14 protein-coding genes are annotated in these 16375 nt (G+C 68.6%); 4 read left to right on the top strand and 10 right to left on the bottom strand.

Annotation, left to right across the window (positions count from 1 at the left end; translation table 11 throughout):
- Window positions 1-74: 74 nt before the first annotated feature.
- The 4 genes from AB0L57_RS11905 to AB0L57_RS11890 all read right to left on the bottom strand — a co-directional run bounded on the left by AB0L57_RS11905 (window position 75) and on the right by AB0L57_RS11890 (window position 4313).
- The gene (locus tag AB0L57_RS11905; RefSeq protein ID WP_364960397.1) at window positions 75-1190 is read right to left on the bottom strand and encodes an alcohol dehydrogenase catalytic domain-containing protein; all 1116 of its coding nucleotides are present in this window, start codon (window positions 1188-1190) and stop codon (window positions 75-77) included.
- A gap of 103 nt (window positions 1191-1293) precedes the next feature.
- On the bottom strand, window positions 1294-1740 hold the full coding sequence (locus AB0L57_RS11900; RefSeq protein ID WP_364960395.1) for a MarR family transcriptional regulator: 447 nt from the start codon (window positions 1738-1740) through the stop codon (window positions 1294-1296).
- A 40-nt stretch (window positions 1741-1780) separates the two neighbouring features.
- Window positions 1781-3043 (bottom strand): pentapeptide repeat-containing protein, encoded by a 1263-nt coding sequence (locus tag AB0L57_RS11895; protein WP_364960393.1) that lies wholly within the window; start codon window positions 3041-3043, stop codon window positions 1781-1783.
- A 79-nt stretch (window positions 3044-3122) separates the two neighbouring features.
- Entirely contained in the window at window positions 3123-4313 is a 1191-nt protein-coding gene (locus AB0L57_RS11890) for an MFS transporter (RefSeq protein ID WP_364960602.1), read from the bottom strand.
- Window positions 4314-4424: 111 nt separating this feature from the next.
- Here AB0L57_RS11890 and AB0L57_RS11885 point away from each other — a divergent pair, with 111 nt between their 5' ends.
- Complete coding sequence (locus AB0L57_RS11885; RefSeq protein WP_364960600.1) at window positions 4425-4766, top strand: helix-turn-helix transcriptional regulator; 342 nt, start codon at window positions 4425-4427, stop codon at window positions 4764-4766.
- Between the two features lie 2 nt (window positions 4767-4768).
- On the opposite strand, the gene AB0L57_RS11880 is transcribed toward AB0L57_RS11885, so the two are convergent.
- From AB0L57_RS11880 to rpsO, 3 genes are all read right to left on the bottom strand, one after another.
- Complete coding sequence (locus tag AB0L57_RS11880) at window positions 4769-6085, bottom strand: pitrilysin family protein (RefSeq protein ID WP_364960598.1); 1317 nt, start codon at window positions 6083-6085, stop codon at window positions 4769-4771.
- Between the two features lie 174 nt (window positions 6086-6259).
- The gene (locus AB0L57_RS11875; protein WP_364960391.1) at window positions 6260-8554 is read right to left on the bottom strand and encodes a polyribonucleotide nucleotidyltransferase; all 2295 of its coding nucleotides are present in this window, start codon (window positions 8552-8554) and stop codon (window positions 6260-6262) included.
- A gap of 426 nt (window positions 8555-8980) precedes the next feature.
- Window positions 8981-9250 (bottom strand): 30S ribosomal protein S15, encoded by a 270-nt coding sequence (gene rpsO, locus AB0L57_RS11870; RefSeq protein ID WP_364960389.1) that lies wholly within the window; start codon window positions 9248-9250, stop codon window positions 8981-8983.
- Window positions 9251-9493: 243 nt separating this feature from the next.
- Here rpsO and AB0L57_RS11865 point away from each other — a divergent pair, with 243 nt between their 5' ends.
- Window positions 9494-10312, top strand: a complete 819-nt coding sequence (locus tag AB0L57_RS11865; protein ID WP_364960387.1) for an alpha/beta hydrolase — start codon at window positions 9494-9496, stop codon at window positions 10310-10312.
- A 59-nt stretch (window positions 10313-10371) separates the two neighbouring features.
- Here the strand turns inward: AB0L57_RS11865 and AB0L57_RS11860 are convergent, their stop codons facing one another.
- Window positions 10372-11355: a bifunctional riboflavin kinase/FAD synthetase gene (locus tag AB0L57_RS11860; protein WP_364960385.1), complete on the bottom strand. Its 984-nt coding sequence runs from the start codon at window positions 11353-11355 to the stop codon at window positions 10372-10374.
- Between the two features lie 283 nt (window positions 11356-11638).
- On the opposite strand from AB0L57_RS11860, the gene AB0L57_RS11855 reads away from it, so the two are divergent.
- A complete protein-coding gene (locus AB0L57_RS11855; protein ID WP_364960596.1) occupies window positions 11639-12301 on the top strand; it encodes a metal-dependent transcriptional regulator in 663 nt (220 codons plus the stop codon).
- Between the two features lie 61 nt (window positions 12302-12362).
- Here AB0L57_RS11855 and AB0L57_RS11850 read toward each other — a convergent pair whose 3' ends face one another.
- Window positions 12363-13424: a tartrate dehydrogenase gene (locus AB0L57_RS11850; RefSeq protein ID WP_364960383.1), complete on the bottom strand. Its 1062-nt coding sequence runs from the start codon at window positions 13422-13424 to the stop codon at window positions 12363-12365.
- Window positions 13424-14899 (bottom strand): NAD-dependent succinate-semialdehyde dehydrogenase, encoded by a 1476-nt coding sequence (locus AB0L57_RS11845; RefSeq protein ID WP_364960381.1) that lies wholly within the window; start codon window positions 14897-14899, stop codon window positions 13424-13426. The genes AB0L57_RS11850 and AB0L57_RS11845 overlap by 1 nt, the downstream gene beginning before the upstream one ends.
- Before the next feature lie 206 nt (window positions 14900-15105).
- On the opposite strand from AB0L57_RS11845, the gene AB0L57_RS11840 reads away from it, so the two are divergent.
- Window positions 15106-16347, top strand: coding sequence for an aminotransferase class III-fold pyridoxal phosphate-dependent enzyme (locus AB0L57_RS11840; protein WP_364960379.1), 1242 nt, complete (start codon window positions 15106-15108; stop codon window positions 16345-16347).
- Window positions 16348-16375 lie beyond the last annotated feature (28 nt).

Genomic DNA, 16375 nt, shown 5'->3' with positions numbered 1-16375 from the left:
TACCGGCCCGGCATGCCGGTCACCCCGGAGTCGGCCACATCACCCCGCGGTGTCCAGCACGGCACGAAACCGGCTCAGTCGAACACGATCACCTGACGCAGACCGTGCCCGGCGGCCAGCTCGTCCATCGCGTGGTTGATGTCGTCGAGCCGGATCCGCGCCGATACCAGCCGCTCGACCGGCAACCGTCCCGCCCGCCACATCGTGACGTATTCGGGGATGTCGCGCGCCGGCACCGCCGAACCGAGATAGCTCCCCACGATCGAGCGCCCCTGCGCCACCAGGCCGAGCGGTGAGATACTCGCTCGTGCTTCGGGATTCGGCAGTCCGACGGTGACCGTCGTACCACCGGGCGCGGTGGCGGCCAGCGCGGTCTCGAAGGCACGGACATTGCCCGCGGCCTCCACCACGACCTCGGCGACGATGCCCTGATCGGCGAGTTCCGCGGGGGTGTGGACCCGGGTGGCACCGAGTTCGCGGGCGAGCGTCAACTTCTCCGGCAGGGTGTCGACGGCGATGACCTCGCCACCGAGACTCTCCCGCAGCGAGGCGGCCACCAGCACCGCCGCCATTCCGACTCCGCCCAGGCCGACCACCATGATGCGGTCGCCGGGGCCGGGTCGTGCCGAGTTCAGCAGCGCACCGCCACCGGTCAGCACGGCGCAACCGAGTACGGCGGCGATCTCGGGCGGCACATCGTCGTCGACCGGGACCACCGACCGCCGGTCCACCACGGCGTGGGTGGCGAAGCCGGACACCCCGAGATGGTGCTGCACCTCGACCTCGCCCCGGGTGAGCCTGCGACCGCCACCGAGCAGCTCACCGCTGTTGTTGGCCGCACTTCCCGGTACGCACGGTGTCCGCCCGCCGGTGGCGCATCCCTCGCACTGCCCGCACCGCGGCAGGAAGGTCATCACCACCCGCTGCCCGATCCGCAGATCACTGTCTCCGGGACCGAGCCGCTCGATCCGCCCCGCCGCTTCGTGGCCCAGCAGCATCGGCAACGGCCGCACCCGGTTTCCGTCGACCACCGACAGATCCGAATGGCACAGCCCGGCCGCCTCGATCCGGACGAGCAATTCCCCCGGCCCCGGCTCCGCCAGCTCCAGCTCCTCGACCACGATCGGCGTCGAGTCGGCGTAGGGAACCGGATCCCCGATCCGCTCCAGTACGGCACCACGAATCTTCATGGGACCGACGGTACCGGGCGGGCGGATAGCCGGCGTCGGGTTCACCGGCCGCGACGGCGGGACGCGAGCGTGAAGCGGCCCGGTCCGGCAGGATCGAATCGAGTCATCCGGCCGAAGGGTCGTGCGCGGCCGCGACATTCGCGAGAGCATGTGCCAGCGCATCGCCCACGCCGCGGATATCGGCCTCGGTGAGGCCGTCGAAGAACTCCGCGGAGACCGCCGCGAAAGCGGGCACGAGCGCGGGGACGAGTTGGCGGCCGGCCGCGGTGAGTTCGAGTACCACCGCCCGCCGGTCCTCGGCGGCGCGATGCCTGCGCAGCAGGGCCTTGCTCTCGAGTCGGTCGATGAGCCTGGTGGCGCCGGCCGTGTCGGTGCCCAGAGTCGCTGCCAGCTGTTTCGGGCTGGTCTCCCCGTTCGCGAGGGCCACCAGCAATGCGGCCTGCTGGGCTGTCACCCCCCGGGTGGCGAGTCGGCGGTCCAGCGATTTCGACAACTGTCGCGCGGATTCGTGCAGCAGCGAGGCGGTGCGCATGACACTGGCATGTTCCATACCCCCACAATAATTGTCTAGACAGTAATTGTCTCGACAGTTATCGAGCCGGGTCCGCCGGACCGTCCGCGCCCGCGGCTGCCGCACCGATCCAGCCGTGGATGACCGCGTTGTCGGCCGACACCGCGCCCTGGTAGGTGACTCCGGTGAAATCGGGGTGAGCCGCCGACGGCCCCGCACCGATCCGCGCACCGTCGAAGATCGTGCGCGCCGCACCGAACCGGGCGCCCGCGAACGTGACTCGGCCGCCGTCGATCCGCGCGCCGTCGAAACGGGTGTGCGCGCCCGCGAAGCGGGTGTCGTCGAAGGCCGTACTCGCGGCCGCGAATCGGGCCCGGGAGAACGACACCGAACTGCCCGCGAACCGGGCGCCGGTGAATCGCGTGCGCGGGCCGCCGAATCGGGTGTCGGTGAAATCGGCGGCGCCGTGGAAGACGGCATCGACGAAGCTGGTCCCGGACCGCCCGGTCGCGGCGTCGTCGGGCGACGGGGTGAACAGCGTGCCGCCGAACAGAGCATCGCTGTCGAAGCGGGCGCTGTGGAAGGTCACGTGTTTGCCGATGAATTCGACATTCTCGAAATTGGCCGACCGGTCGCCGATGAAGCGGGCGCCGCGCAGGTGGGTGTGGCCGCCCGCGAACACCGCCCAGCGGAAGTCGACATCCTCGAGCACCGCGTCGTCGAAATTGAAATCGCAATCAGACCAGGATGTTTCGGCCTGCCGCCGCAGATGCGACACGATCACCGCGACGATGGTGCGCCGTACCTCGCGATCGTTCTGGCGCACCTGATACACCCGCTCGACCTCCGCGCCGTCGGTGTTGCCGGTGGTTGTGCGCGAGCTCAGATGCGTTGCGCCGTCGGCCGGATCGTAGGGCAGCCGCAGATATCCGCACAGCACATCGATGCACTGCTGACGGCGACCGCGGGCCGCGAACTCGTCCGCCACACCGGCCATGGCGTAGACACCGGCCATCCGCACCGCGACATCGGCATTGCCGAGCTGTGCCGCCGCGGCGCCGAACAACTGCGCGAAGCGACCGCGTTCGTTGTCGCGCTGCCGCCGATAGGCCACCACCAGCGCCACGGCGCCACCCACACCGGCCGACACCGACAGCGCGATCTTGGTCAGGTCCAGCTGATTCGGGGTGTCGGCCTTGGCGCCGAGTAACAGCCACAGCACCCACCACGCGAACACGGCGATGGCCAGCGCCCCGACGACAACCGAGACCACCGCCACCAGTAGCGCGGACGCCCGCATCCGCTGCGTCTGCCGCTCCAGAAATCTCCCCCGCCCGACCATGGCGGCATAGTAACGGCACTCCGGCGCCCACCGCCCGGTGAGCGCCGTAGTGCCGTGTCCGGCAATCGGTTCGGCCGATTCAGGCCGCGGTTCGACTGCTGCGCAATCCGATCGCCGCGGCCGCCAGGCACGCACCGGCGACGACTACCGCGAACCACGGGAAGATGGTGCCCATTCCCCATTCGGTCGCCGCCCACCCCGCCAGCACGGTGGGCAGGGCCATGGCCGAATAGGCCAGCAGATAGTAGGCCGACATGGTCTCACCGCGCTTGTGCTGCGGTACCACATTCGACAGATGACGCAGCGAGCCACCGAAACCGAGGCCGAAGGTCCCGCCGAGCAGTACTCCCGCGGCCAGCACCACACCCCAATTGTGGGTGGCCAGGGCCGGCAGCGTCAGCAGCAGTGCGATCGCCATGCCGGTGTCACCGATGACCGCCGCGCGCCGCGCCGGAATCGAGGTCGCGAACAACTGGGCCAGCGCCGCCGCGGTGGCCGTCGACGCGACCACCGCCCCGCCGAACACCAGATTGTGCACACCGGTCTGCTCCGCGGCCAGCGACGGATACAGCGACAGCAACACACCGAGCACCGACCAGGCCGCCATCACACCCAGTGCCGAGAACCAGAAGTCGCCGCGAATCTCTTGTGGTACGGCCGGTTTCGCGATCCGGATGGGCCCCGGCACCCGGGTGGTGTGGGTTTCGGTCATCACCACCACGCCGACCGCGATCAGCAGGCACAAGACGGTGATCACCACATACGGCGTGCGCAGCGGATGCGGAACGTACTGCGCCAGCAGAGCCGAGCCGAGAATCGCCACGGCCATGCCGGCGTTGAACGCCACCCCGGTGAGCTGGCCCGAACGGGCACCGTGCTGCGGCCGCAGGTCCAGCAGCGCCGCCGCGCTCGCGACCACCGTCGCGCCGACCGCCACCCCGTGCAGGGCCCGCGCCACCAACAGCATCGCCACATTGTCGGCGAGCAGGAAGACGATCAGCCCGACCACCATCGTGGCCAGTGCGCCCAGCAGCACCGGTTTGCGGCCGACCACATCGGAGACCTTGCCCGACACCAGGACCGCGGCCAGCGCGGCAACCGCGTAGACGGCGAAGACGATCGTGGTGGTCAGCGGCGAGAAATGCCATTCCTTCTGATAGAGGCCATAGAGCGGGGCGGGAGCTCCGGATACTCCGAGCGCTACCCCGCTGGCGATCAGAATCAGTGCATAGGCCCAGGACTGGGTGGTCCGCTGAGCCGGTGCAACCATCACAGTTGCGGCCATCGATTCTCCCCATCAGGTAAGTTTGATTGCGATCGAACTCAACCACCGTATCCACGGTTTGATTCCCATCGAACCGATTTTCCCGTGAGAAAGATCATGACCCAGACCAATACGAGCGTGGAATCCCATCCGGTCGCCGCCGTGGGGGAGGTCCTCGGCGCCCTGCACGATCCGGTGCGCCTGGAGATGGTGCGCAGGCTCAGCAATGCCGGCGAGCCGATGCGATGCGGTCAGCTCTACGACACGATCAACAAGTCGACCGCCACGCATCATCTGAAGATCCTGCGGGAGGCCGGTGTCACCGAACGCATCGTCTCCGACGGGCAGACCTACGCGCGACTTCGCGCCGAGGAAGTCGATCGGGCCCTGCCGGGCCTGCTCGCGGCGGTGGTCGGCGCGGCCAACCGAGCCGGCGAGCAGAGCCCCGCCCACGACTGAGTTCAGTCCACCAATCGTCGTACCGTGCCGGGCAATTCGCGGGTGCGCCGGTACGGTCCCGCGACGGCCGCCGCATACGGCCGGGCGAGCAGGCTCGCCGCGACGGCCGACACCTCGTCGGTGGTCACCGCGTCGATCCGGGCCAGCGTCTCGGAGACGCTGCGATGATTGCCGTAACTGAGTTCGCTGCGGCCGATGCGATTCATCCGAGAACCGGAATCCTCCAGGCCCAGGACCAGACCACCGCGCAGTGAACCCTTGGCCCGGGCGCACTCCGCATCGGAGATCCCTTCGGCGGCAACCTCTTCCAGTACCCCGCGTGCCAAACTCGCCACCTCGCCGAGGTTTTCGGGCTGGCACCCCAGATACACCGAGAACGCCCCGGTATCGGCGAAGGTGTCGACACTCGAATACACCGAGTACGCCAGCCCCCGCTCCTCCCGGATGCGCTGGAACAGCCGCGAACTCAGGCCACCGCCGAGCACGGTGTTCAAGATCGACAGCGGCCAGCGCTTGTGCCCTTCGTGCCGGCCGAAGGCCCGCACGCCGAAGACCAGATGTGCCTGTTCGCTGTCGCGATAGCTGCGGTACAGCCGCGGCGTGGACCGCGTGCGGAAACGGCCCTCGCGCCGAGGTGCCGGATCACAGCCCGGGTCGAGTCGATCGCCGAACGCACGGTGGACCAGTTCCACCGTGTGCTCGTGTTCGATATTGCCGGCCACCGCCACCACCATCCGGTCCGGCCGGTACCGGCGCAGATGGAATCCGCGCAGCTGCGCGGCCGTCATCTGCTCGATCGAGTCCACGGTGCCGATGACCGGCCGCCCGATCGGATGATCGCCGAACAGCGCGGTGAGGAAGCTGTCACCGACCAGATCCTCGGGATCGTCGTCGCGCATCGAGATCTCCTCGAGCACCACCTGACGTTCCACATCGACATCGTTGGGCCGACACAACCCGTTGAGCACCACATCGGAGACCACGTCGATCGCGAGCGGCAGATCGTCGTCGAGGACATGGGCGTAGTAGCAGGTCTGTTCCTTCGCGGTGAAGGCGTTGAGTTCCCCGCCGACCGCGTCCACGGCCTCCGCGATCTGCAGCGCCGAACGCGACGGAGTCGCCTTGAACAGCAGATGTTCCAGGAAATGCGCGGCACCGGCGACGGTGGGACCCTCGTCGCGGGATCCGACACCCACCCAGACGCCGATCGAGGCCGACCGCACGCCGGGAACGTGTTCGGTCACCACCCGCAGGCCGCCGGGCAGCACCGTACGCCGCACTCCGCTGTCGGACAGGGAACCGTCGGCGGCGAGTACCAGCGAAGAGCCCCCCTGCTCGACCGAGAGCAAGGGGGCGGCATCGGCACTGGGAGTACTCGCCGGTGTGGTTGCGCGCGTGGAACGCGCGGCACGAGCTTTACTCCCCGACGCGCGCGCGGAACTCGTCGAGTTCGTCACGCGCGCCGAGGGCTTCTTCTTCGTCACACCCAACTATTACTCGGCCGCGGCCTCGGCGGCAGCCGGAACCTGCTCAGCGTCGGAAGCGGATTCAGCGGAAGCTTCCGCTGAATCTTCTTCGGCGACCGGGACCAGCGAGATCTTGCCGCGGTTGTCGATATCGGCGATCTCGACGCGGATCTTGTCGCCGACATTCACCACGTCCTCGACCTTGCCGACCCGCTTGCCGTTGCCCAGCTTCGAGATGTGCACCAGACCGTCGCGGCCCGGCAGCAGCGAGACGAACGCGCCGAAGGCGGTGGTCTTGACGACCGTGCCCAGGAAGCGCTCGCCGACCTTCGGCAGCTGCGGGTTGGCGATGGCGTTGATCGCGTCGATCGCGGCCTGCGCCGACGGGCCGTCGGTCGCGCCGACGAACACGGTGCCGTCGTCCTCGATGGAGATGTTGGCGCCGGTGTCCTCGGTGATCTGGTTGATCATCTTGCCCTTGGGCCCGATGACCTCGCCGATCTTGTCGACCGGGATCTTGATGGCGGTGACGCGCGGAGCGTAGGGGCTCATCTCGTCCGGGGTGGCGATGGCCTCGGCCATCACGTCCAGGATGGTCAGGCGCGCATCGCGGGCCTGGTTGAGCGCACCGGCGAGCACCTTCGAGGGGATGCCGTCGAGCTTGGTGTCCAGCTGCAGCGCGGTGACGAAGTCCGGGGTACCGGCGACCTTGAAGTCCATGTCACCGAACGCGTCCTCGGCACCGAGGATGTCGGTGAGCGCGACGTAGCGGGTCTCGGACTCGCCCTTGTCGTTGGTGACCTCGTCGGACACCAGGCCCATGGCGATACCGGCGACCGGGGACTTCAGCGGCACACCCGCGTTCAGCAGCGACAGCGTGGAGGCACACACCGAACCCATCGAGGTGGATCCGTTGGAGCCCAGCGCCTCCGACACCTGACGGATGGCGTAGGGGAACTCCTCCTGGCTCGGCAGCACCGGCACCAGCGCCCGCTCGGCGAGGGCGCCGTGGCCGATCTCGCGCCGCTTGGGCGAGCCGACGCGGCCGGTCTCACCGGTGGAGAACGGCGGGAAGTTGTAGTGGTGCATGTAGCGCTTGCTGGTCTCCGGGCCGAGCGAGTCGACCTGCTGCGCCATCTTCACCATGTCCAGGGTGGTGACGCCCAGGATCTGGGTCTCGCCACGCTCGAACAGCGCCGAACCGTGCGCCCGCGGCACGACCGCGACCTCGGCCGACAGCGCACGGATATCGGCCAGACCACGACCGTCGATCCGGAAGCTGTCGGACAGGATGCGCTGGCGCACAAGCTTCTTGGTGACAGCGCGGAACGCCGCGCCGATCTCCTTCTCGCGGCCTTCGAAATCCTCGGCCAGGGCGGACAGCACCTCGAGCTTGATCTCGTCGGTGCGCTCGTCGCGCTCCTGCTTGCCGGCGATCGACAGCGCCTGGCCCAGCGGAACCTTCGCGGTGCCCTCGACGGCGGTGTAGACGTCGGCCTCGTACGGCGGGAAGAGCGGGAACTCCTCGGTGGGCTTGGCGGCCAGCGCGGCCAGGTCGGCCTGCGCCTTGCACAGCCGGGCGATGAACGGCTTGGCGGCCTCGAGGCCCTCTGCCACAACGGTTTCCGTCGGCGCCTGCGCACCGGCCTCGACCAGGGCGATGACCTTGTCGGTCGCCTCGGCCTCGACCATCATGATGGCGACGTCACCGGACTCGACCACGCGACCGGCCACGACCATGTCGAAGACGGCGTTCTCGAGCTGCTCGACGGTCGGGAACGCCACCCACTGGCCGTCGATCAGCGCGACGCGCACGCCGCCGACCGGGCCGGAGAAGGGCAGACCCGAGATCTGGGTGGACGCCGAGGCCGCGTTGATGGCGACCACGTCGTAGAGATCGTTGGGATCCAGGCTCATCACCGTGACCACGACCTGGATCTCGTTGCGCAGGCCGTCGACGAACGACGGGCGCAGCGGCCGGTCGATCAGGCGGCAGGTCAGGATCGCGTCGGTGGAGGGGCGGCCCTCGCGGCGGAAGAAGGATCCGGGGATCCGGCCCGCGGCGTACATCCGCTCCTCGACATCGACCGTCAGCGGGAAGAAGTCGAACTGGTCCTTGGGGTGCTTACCGGCCGTGGTGGCCGACAGCAACATGGTCTCGTCGTCGAGGTAGGCGACCACGGAGCCGGCGGCCTGCTTGGCCAGGCGCCCGGTCTCGAATCGCACCGTGCGGGTGCCGTAGCTGCCGTTGTCGATCAAGGCCACCGATTCGAACACGCCGGGTTCGACCTCGATGGCGGAGCTTGTCTGAGTTTCGGTCATATTTATGTCTCAACCTCTCGTCTCGCCGGATCCAACGCCGTACTGGCGCGATCCGGCTGGTGTCCCTACGCTGTGGCCTCCTGCCGAAAGCAGGGGCCGACCTGCACAGGGCAGCCGTACCCGGGTTCGGGCGCGCGGCAGCCCTCCTGGCTGCGGCGGCGCACACCCTGCCGATCCCCCATGGAACCGGCGACGCGGAGGCGGTCATCGATCGAAGCCCGCCGACTGCTCTCGTCGAAAGGCCACTACCGAAGACCGACGCCACGCGTGCGGGTGCATACGGCTGGTGCGGTGCCGATACTGTGCGGCTGGGCGCCGATACATACGACTAACCGACGGGGAGAGTCTATGCCTCCCCGTCGGCTGCGCGTCAACCAGCTGTGATCGTCAGCGCGTCTCGTTCGCGTCCGTGCGGGCGCGAACGGATCAACGCCGCAGTCCGAGCCGCTCGATCAGCGAACGGTAACGCTCGATGTCCTTGTTCTGCAGGTACTTCGACAGGCGGCGACGCCGGCCGATCAGAGCCAGCAGGCCATGACGGGTGTGGTGATCGTGCTTGTGCACCTTCAGGTGCTCGGTGAGGTCGGAGATCCGCTTGGACAGCAGCGCGATCTGGGCCTCCGGCGAACCGGTGTCCTTCTCGTGCACGCCGTATTCCTTGAGGATGGCCGACTTCTGCTCGGTGGTCAGAGCCACGTATTCACTCCTGATTTCTCAGTCCGCGCTCGGGGAACCGGGAAATTCCCGGGCGGGCGCCACCGCGGACCGCAGCAGACCCGACGAGCCAGCATACCGGATCACCTGCGCCGATCCGAATCGGCCGGTTCGGACCCACGCTCCCCACGGCATGCGCACCGGGGCCGCATTACCCGAGGAGTAATCGCTTCCGTTCCCTCCGGCTGCGAATGTCGATGGCACACCACCGAACAGGAGACGACGATGCCGAACTTCCTCACCACCGACCGGACCAGCCTCGCCTACGAGGTGTACGGGACGGGCGCCCCGATCGTGTTCCTGGCCGGCTGGTCACTGAACACCGACATGTGGGAGCACCAGGTGCCGTACTTCGTCGAACGCGGCCATCGGTGCATTCTGCTCGACCGGCGCGGGCACGGACGCTCGGACCGGCCGGCGGACGGATACGACAACGACACCCGCGCCGACGACGTGGCAGCACTGCTCGAGCACCTCGACGTGCGCGACGCTGTACTGGTCGGCCACTCCGGCGGCGGCGCCGAGGCGATCCACTATCTGGCCCGCCACGGTCAGGACCGGATTCGCCGCCTGGTGCTGGTGGCCGCGGCGGCGCCGAAGCTGAGCTGGAGCGAGGACCATCCCGCGGGCGTTCCGCGGGCCCTGCTCGACGCCTCGATAGCGGCGCTGCGGGCCGACCGGGCCACGTGGACGGCCGACCGGGCCCAGGGCTATTTCGCGACCCACCTGGGCAACGACGTCTCCCCGGCACTCATCGAACAGGAGGTCCGCCGGACGCTGTCGACCGCGCCCTGGGCTGCGACGACGATGCAGCGTGCGATCACCGAATCCGATCTGCGTCCCGATCTGGCGGAGATCACCATTCCGGTGCTGCTGCTGCACGGCCTGGCGGATCAGTCGATCCCGATCGAGCCGAGCAGCCGGGTGGCGGTACAGCTGCTGAAGGATGGTGTGCTGAAGGAGTACCCCACCGCCGGGCACGGGCTCTATGTCACCCACGCCGCCGAACTCAACACCGATATCGCCGAATTCATCGCGGCGTGAACACAATTCGTGGCCGCCGCGGCATCGTGGCGGTCACCGGCGCGGGCGAACCGCGCCGATCAGCGGCCGGCGTCGCCGGTGTCGGTCGCCGCCAGGATCTGCCGGGTCTGCTCCACGTCGCCGCGCATCGCGGCGATCAGCTCGTCCACCGAGTCGAAGCGGCGCATACCGCGCAGATGCCGGACGAAGTCGACCGCCACGTGCTGGCCGTACAGATCGGCCTCGGTGTCGAGGACGAAGGCCTCCACGGTTCGGGTGCGGCCGGAGAAAGTGGGGTTGGTCCCCACCGAGATCGCCGCCATGGCGGGTTTGCCGGGGCGGGTGTCACCGACCGTCTCGCCGGCGGCCAGCACGGTGAACCATCCGGCGTAGACGCCGTCGGCGGGGATGGCGGCATGCATCGGCGGCGCCACGTTCGCGGTCGGGAAGCCCAGTTCGCGGCCGCGGCCGTCACCGTGCACGACCACACCCTCCACGCGATGCGGACGGCCCAGCGCATCGGCCGCGGCGGCCATGTCACCGGCGTCGACACAGGCGCGGATGTAGGTGGAGGAGAAGGTGACCGCGTGCTCGCCGACCAGGGTGACCCCGTCGACCTCGAATCCGAACCGGCCGCCGAGCTCGCGCATGGTCTCCACGGTGCCGGCGGCCTTCTTGCCGAAGGTGAAATTGTCGCCGACCACGACCTCGGCGACGTGCAACTTCTCGACCAGCAGATCGTGCACGTAGCGGCCGGGGGGCAGCTTCATGAAGTCCTGGGTGAACGGCATGACGCAGAACACGTCGATACCGAGTTCCTCGACCAGTTCCGCACGCCGGGTGAGCGTGGTGAGCTGCGCCGGATGCGATCCGGGACGCACCACTTCCATGGGGTGCGGGTCGAAGGTCATCAGAACCGAGGGAACACCGCGTACGGCAGCGGATTTCACGGCACGGCTGATCAGCTGGGCGTGACCGCGATGGACACCGTCGAACACACCGATGGTGAGCACGCACCGGCCCCAGTCCGGTGGCATTTCCTCGAGACTTCGCCATCTCTGCACACCCCGCAGCCTACGCAAGAGCCGACACCGACCGGGATTCGGCGGGGCTGTTGTTCATCCGACCGTCACCGTCGGCGCGCCGCGCGCACACCGCCCGGGGATCGGCGACCGGTCGCGCAAACCGCCCGCCACGGCCGTGCCCGGTTGGTCGGATTGCCCCCGGCGCGCCCGCTAAGCTCGATACGTGCCCGGAAAACGTGATGTCGCCACCCGGCGTGAGCTGGCAGATTCCGCAGCCGCACAAGCGTCTCCCGAGACGGGCGCGAGCGAGTCGGCTGCCAGTGTGGCGCCGACGTTGTCCTCGGTCGCTCAGGATTATCTGAAGGTCATCTGGAGTGCGCAGGAATGGTCACAGGAGAAGGTGTCGACCAAACTGCTCGCCGAACGGATCGGGGTCTCGGCCTCGACGGTGTCGGAAGCGGTGCGCAAACTCGCCGACCAGGGATTGGTCGAACATGCCCGGTACGGTGCCATCACGCTCACCGAGAACGGCCGGCTCGCGGCGGTCGCCATGGTGCGCCGGCACCGGCTGATCGAAACGTTCCTGGTCAACGAGCTCGGCTACGGCTGGGACGAGGTTCACGACGAGGCCGAGGTGCTCGAGCACGCCGTCTCGGAAACGCTGGTGGCGCGGATCGATGCCAAACTCGGCCACCCCGACCGCGATCCGCACGGGGACCCGATTCCGTCGGTGGACGGCGCGGTCCCCACTCCCCCGGCGCATCAGCTCAGTGATTTCCAGGCGGGGCAGTCCGGCCGGGTCGCCCGTATCTCGGATTTCGATCCGGCGATGCTGCGCTATTTCGATTCGGTCGGCATCGCACTGGACACGATGATCACGGTGGTGGAGCGGCGCGATTTCGCCGGCACCATCGCGGTGCGGATCGGTGAGCAGACCATCGACCTGGGAAGCCCTGCGGCCGAAGCGATCTGGCTGACGTCCTGACCGAACCCCCGGATCGGACTCCGCGCCCGATCCGAGGTGCCCGATACCAGGCGCCGGCCCCTCACCGCCCGATCAGGGCCGCCGCACGTTCGGCGATCGCGGTACCCAGTTCGGCCGTACTCGCCTTACCGCCCAGGTCCGGGGTGAGCGTCGTACCTTCCGCGAGCGCATCGCACACCGCACGATCGACCGCCGCCGCGGCGGCCGTCTCACCCAGATGCTCGAGCATCATGGCACCGGCGAGGATCTGCGCCACCGGATCGGCGATGCCCTGTCCCGCGATATCCGGTGCGCTGCCGTGTACGGCCTCGAACATCGACGGCGTGTCCCGGGCGGGATTGATATTGCCGGACGGCGCGAGCCCCAGCCCGCCGGTGACGGCGGCGGCGAGATCGGAGAGGATGTCGCCGAACAGATTCGAGCCCACGATCACATCGAGCCGATCCGGGTGCAGCACGATCTCCGCGGCCAGCGCATCGACGTGCATCTGGCGGGTCGTCACATCGGGATACTCGGCGGCGATGCGGTCGAAGACACTGTCCCAGTAGGGCATCGAGTGGATCAGCCCGTTGGATTTGGTGGCCGAGCACAGTTTCCGATCGCGGCGGCGGGCCTGCTCGAACGCGTAGCGGATGATGCGTTCGCAGCCGGTGCGGGTGAAGATCGATTCCTGGACCACGAACTCGTCGGGCCGGCCCGGATTGTGCATTCCGCCGATCGCGGAATACTCGCCCTCGGAATTCTCCCGCACGATCAGGATGTCGAGATCCTCGGCACCGCGGCCACGCAGGGCCGATTCGGTACCCGGCAGCAGCCGCACCGGCCGCAGATTCACGTACTGGCCGAAGGCGCGCCGCAGCGGGATCAGCAGCCCCCACAGCGAAATGTGGTCGGCCACACCGGGAAAACCCACCGCGCCGAGCAGGATCGAATCGAATCCGGCGAGTTGTTCGGGGCCGTCGGCGGGCATCATGGCGCCGGTGCGCAGGTACTGCTCACAGGACCAGTCGAATTCGGTCCACTCGATACCGGGCAACACGGCGTCGAGGACCTTGACGGCCTCGATCGTCACATCGACGCCGATACCGTCTCCGGGGATGGTGGCAATGCGATACACCGGCATCACAGTGCCACACCGATGTACTTGGTCTCCAGGAACTCGTCGATACCGCCGAATCCGCCTTCGCGGCCGAGCCCGGATTCCTTGACCCCGCCGAACGGCGCGGCCGGATTCGACACCACTCCCTGATTGAGGCCGACCATTCCGGTGTCGAGCGCCTCGCTCACCCGCAGTCCGCGCCGCAGATTCTCGGTGAACACATAGGAGACCAGGCCGTAGGGGGTGTCGTTGGCACGGGTGATCGCCTCGTCCTCGGTGTCGAACACCGTCAGCCCCGCCACCGGGCCGAAGATCTCGGTGGCGAACATCGCGGCATCGTCGGGCACGTCGGTGAGCACGGTGGCCGGGTAGAAGAATCCGGGCCCGTCCAGCGCGGTGCCCCCCAGGACGACCGTGGCTCCGCGCCGGCGGGCATCGTCGACCAGCTCGGTCACCTTCGCCACCGCGGCGGCGTCGATCAGCGGACCGACCACCACGCCGTCGTCGGCGCCGCGCCCCATCGGCAATGCCGCCATCCGCTCGGCCAGCCGGCGAGCGAACTCCTCGGCGACCGGCCGCTGGACCAGGATGCGGTTCGCGGCCGTGCAGGCCTGCCCGATGTTGCGCATCTTCGCCGCGAGCGCGCCTTCGATCGCGACATCGAGATCGGCGTCGTCGAAGACGATCAGCGGCGCATTGCCACCCAGCTCCATCGAGGTCCGCATGACCGTCTTCGCACACTGCTCCAGCAGTAGCTTCCCGACCGCGGTCGATCCGGTGAACGACAACTTGCGGGAGCGGCTGTCGGCGATCATCGGGCCGGTCACCGCGCCCGGATCCGAGGTGGTCACCACGTTGACCACACCGTCGGGAACGCCTGCGACCCTGAGTATCTCGGCGAGGGCGAGGGTGCACAGCGGAGTCTGCTCGGCGGGCTTGACCACACAGGTGCAGCCCGCGGCCAGGGCGGGACCGATCTTGCGGGTGCCCATCGCCATCGGGAAGTTCCACGGCGTGATCAGCAGGCTCGGACCGACGGGCTGGCGGGTCACCAGGAATCGGGAGCCACCGGCGGGGGCCGGCATGTACCCGCCGTCGATGCGGACCGCCTCCTCGGCGAACCAGCGGAAGAATTCCGCCGCGTAGGCGATCTCACCGCGTGCTTCGGCCAGCGGTTTCCCCATTTCGGCGGTGGCGATGCGGGCCAGGCGCTCGGTGTCGTCGAGCAGCGCCCGATGGGCGCGCTGCAGGATCTCCGAGCGGACCCGGGCGGGGGTGGCCGCCCAATCCGCCTGTGCGGCCGCGGCCGCGGCGAGTGCGTCCAGGCCGTCCTGCGGACCGGCGTCGGAGACGGTGCACAGCGTCTGCCCGGTCGCGGGGTCGACGACCGGGATCCGGGCCGCGGTATCGCGCCACTGCCCACCGATGAACAATCCGGTCGGCACGCTGTCGATCGCCGTCCGCGTCGCCGCGTCCGGATCCGCAACGGTCTGCGTCATCGCATGCTCCTCTGTTCAGTGGGACATCCGCACCCGGCCGCACCGACGACCGGTCGCGTGGTTGTCGGGTCATCGGTGTTCGGCGCCCTCGCCCCAACGCTGTCATTGCCGTCACCGTCGCCGCCATGTTATACGTATTGTCAACAATCCGACAATAAGAATCCGGGGCCGTCCGGATTCCCCCGTCGCCCGGGAGGCGGATCACCATGACTGCACTTTCCCCCCTTCTCAAGCAGGCCACGCCGGTCACCGTCGACCACGGCGAAGGCTGCTATCTGTACGACACCGACGGTCGCCGCTTTCTGGATTTCACCGCCGGAATCGGCGTCACCAGCACCGGGCATTGCCACCCCCGCGTGGTCGAGGCCGCCCGCGAACAGATCGGCAGCCTGATCCACGGCCAGTACACGACCGTCATGCACCGCCCGCTGCTGCGCCTGACCGAACGCCTCGCCGATGTGCTGCCGCCGCATCTGGATTCACTGTTCTTCGCCAACTCCGGCAGCGAGGCCGTCGAAGCGGCGCTGCGGCTGTCCCGCCAAGCCACCGGACGGCCCAATGTCGTGGTGTTCCACGGCGGATTCCACGGCCGCACCGTCGCCACCGCGACCATGACCACCTCCGGCACCCGCTTCTCGGCCGGTTTCAGCCCGCTGATGAGCGGCGTCCACGTGGCGCCGTTCCCCACCGCCTACCGCTACGGCTGGTCGGAGGAACAGGCCACCGACTTCGCACTGCGCGAGCTCGACTACATCCTGACCACACTCACCGCACCGAACGAGACGGCCGCGTTCATCGTCGAGCCGGTCCTGGGCGAGGGCGGCTACATTCCGGGCAACACCCGGTTCTTCCAGGGGCTGCGGGAGCGGGCCGACCGGCACGGCATCCTGCTGGTCCTCGACGAGATCCAGACCGGATTCGGCCGCACCGGAAAGTTCTTCGGCCATCAGCATTTCGATGTGCGACCCGACATCATCACCATCGCGAAGGGTCTGGCCAGCGGCTTCCCGCTGTCCGGTATCGCCGCGCCACGTGAGCTGATGGAGAAGGCCTGGCCGGGATCCCAGGGCGGCACCTACGGCGGGAACGCGGTGGCCTGCGCGGCCGCGGTGGCGACCATCGACGTCATCGAATCCGAAGGACTGGTCGACAACGCCGCCGCGCGCGGCGAGCAGTTGCTGGCCGGCGCGCGGGCCGGCGCCACCAAGGCAGTCGGCGATGTGCGCGGACTCGGACTGCTCGTCGGCAGCGAATTCACCACCGCGACAGGCGAACCCGATACGACCACCGCGGCCGCGGCACAGCAGTTGGCCGCGAAGCACGGCTTGCTGCTGCTGACCTGCGGGGCCTACAGCAATGTGGTGCGCATGATCCCGCCGCTGATCGTGACCTCCGAGCAGATCGAGGAGGCACTGGCCATCTGGAGGCAGGTCCTCGACGAGCTCTAGCCGCGACCGACCGCTATCCGAACAGGAG

The organism is Nocardia sp. NPDC052254 (genome assembly GCF_040679495.1).
Classification (GTDB): Bacteria; Actinomycetota; Actinomycetes; order Mycobacteriales; family Mycobacteriaceae; genus Nocardia.
This window is presented reverse-complemented; position numbering and strand designations above follow the sequence as displayed.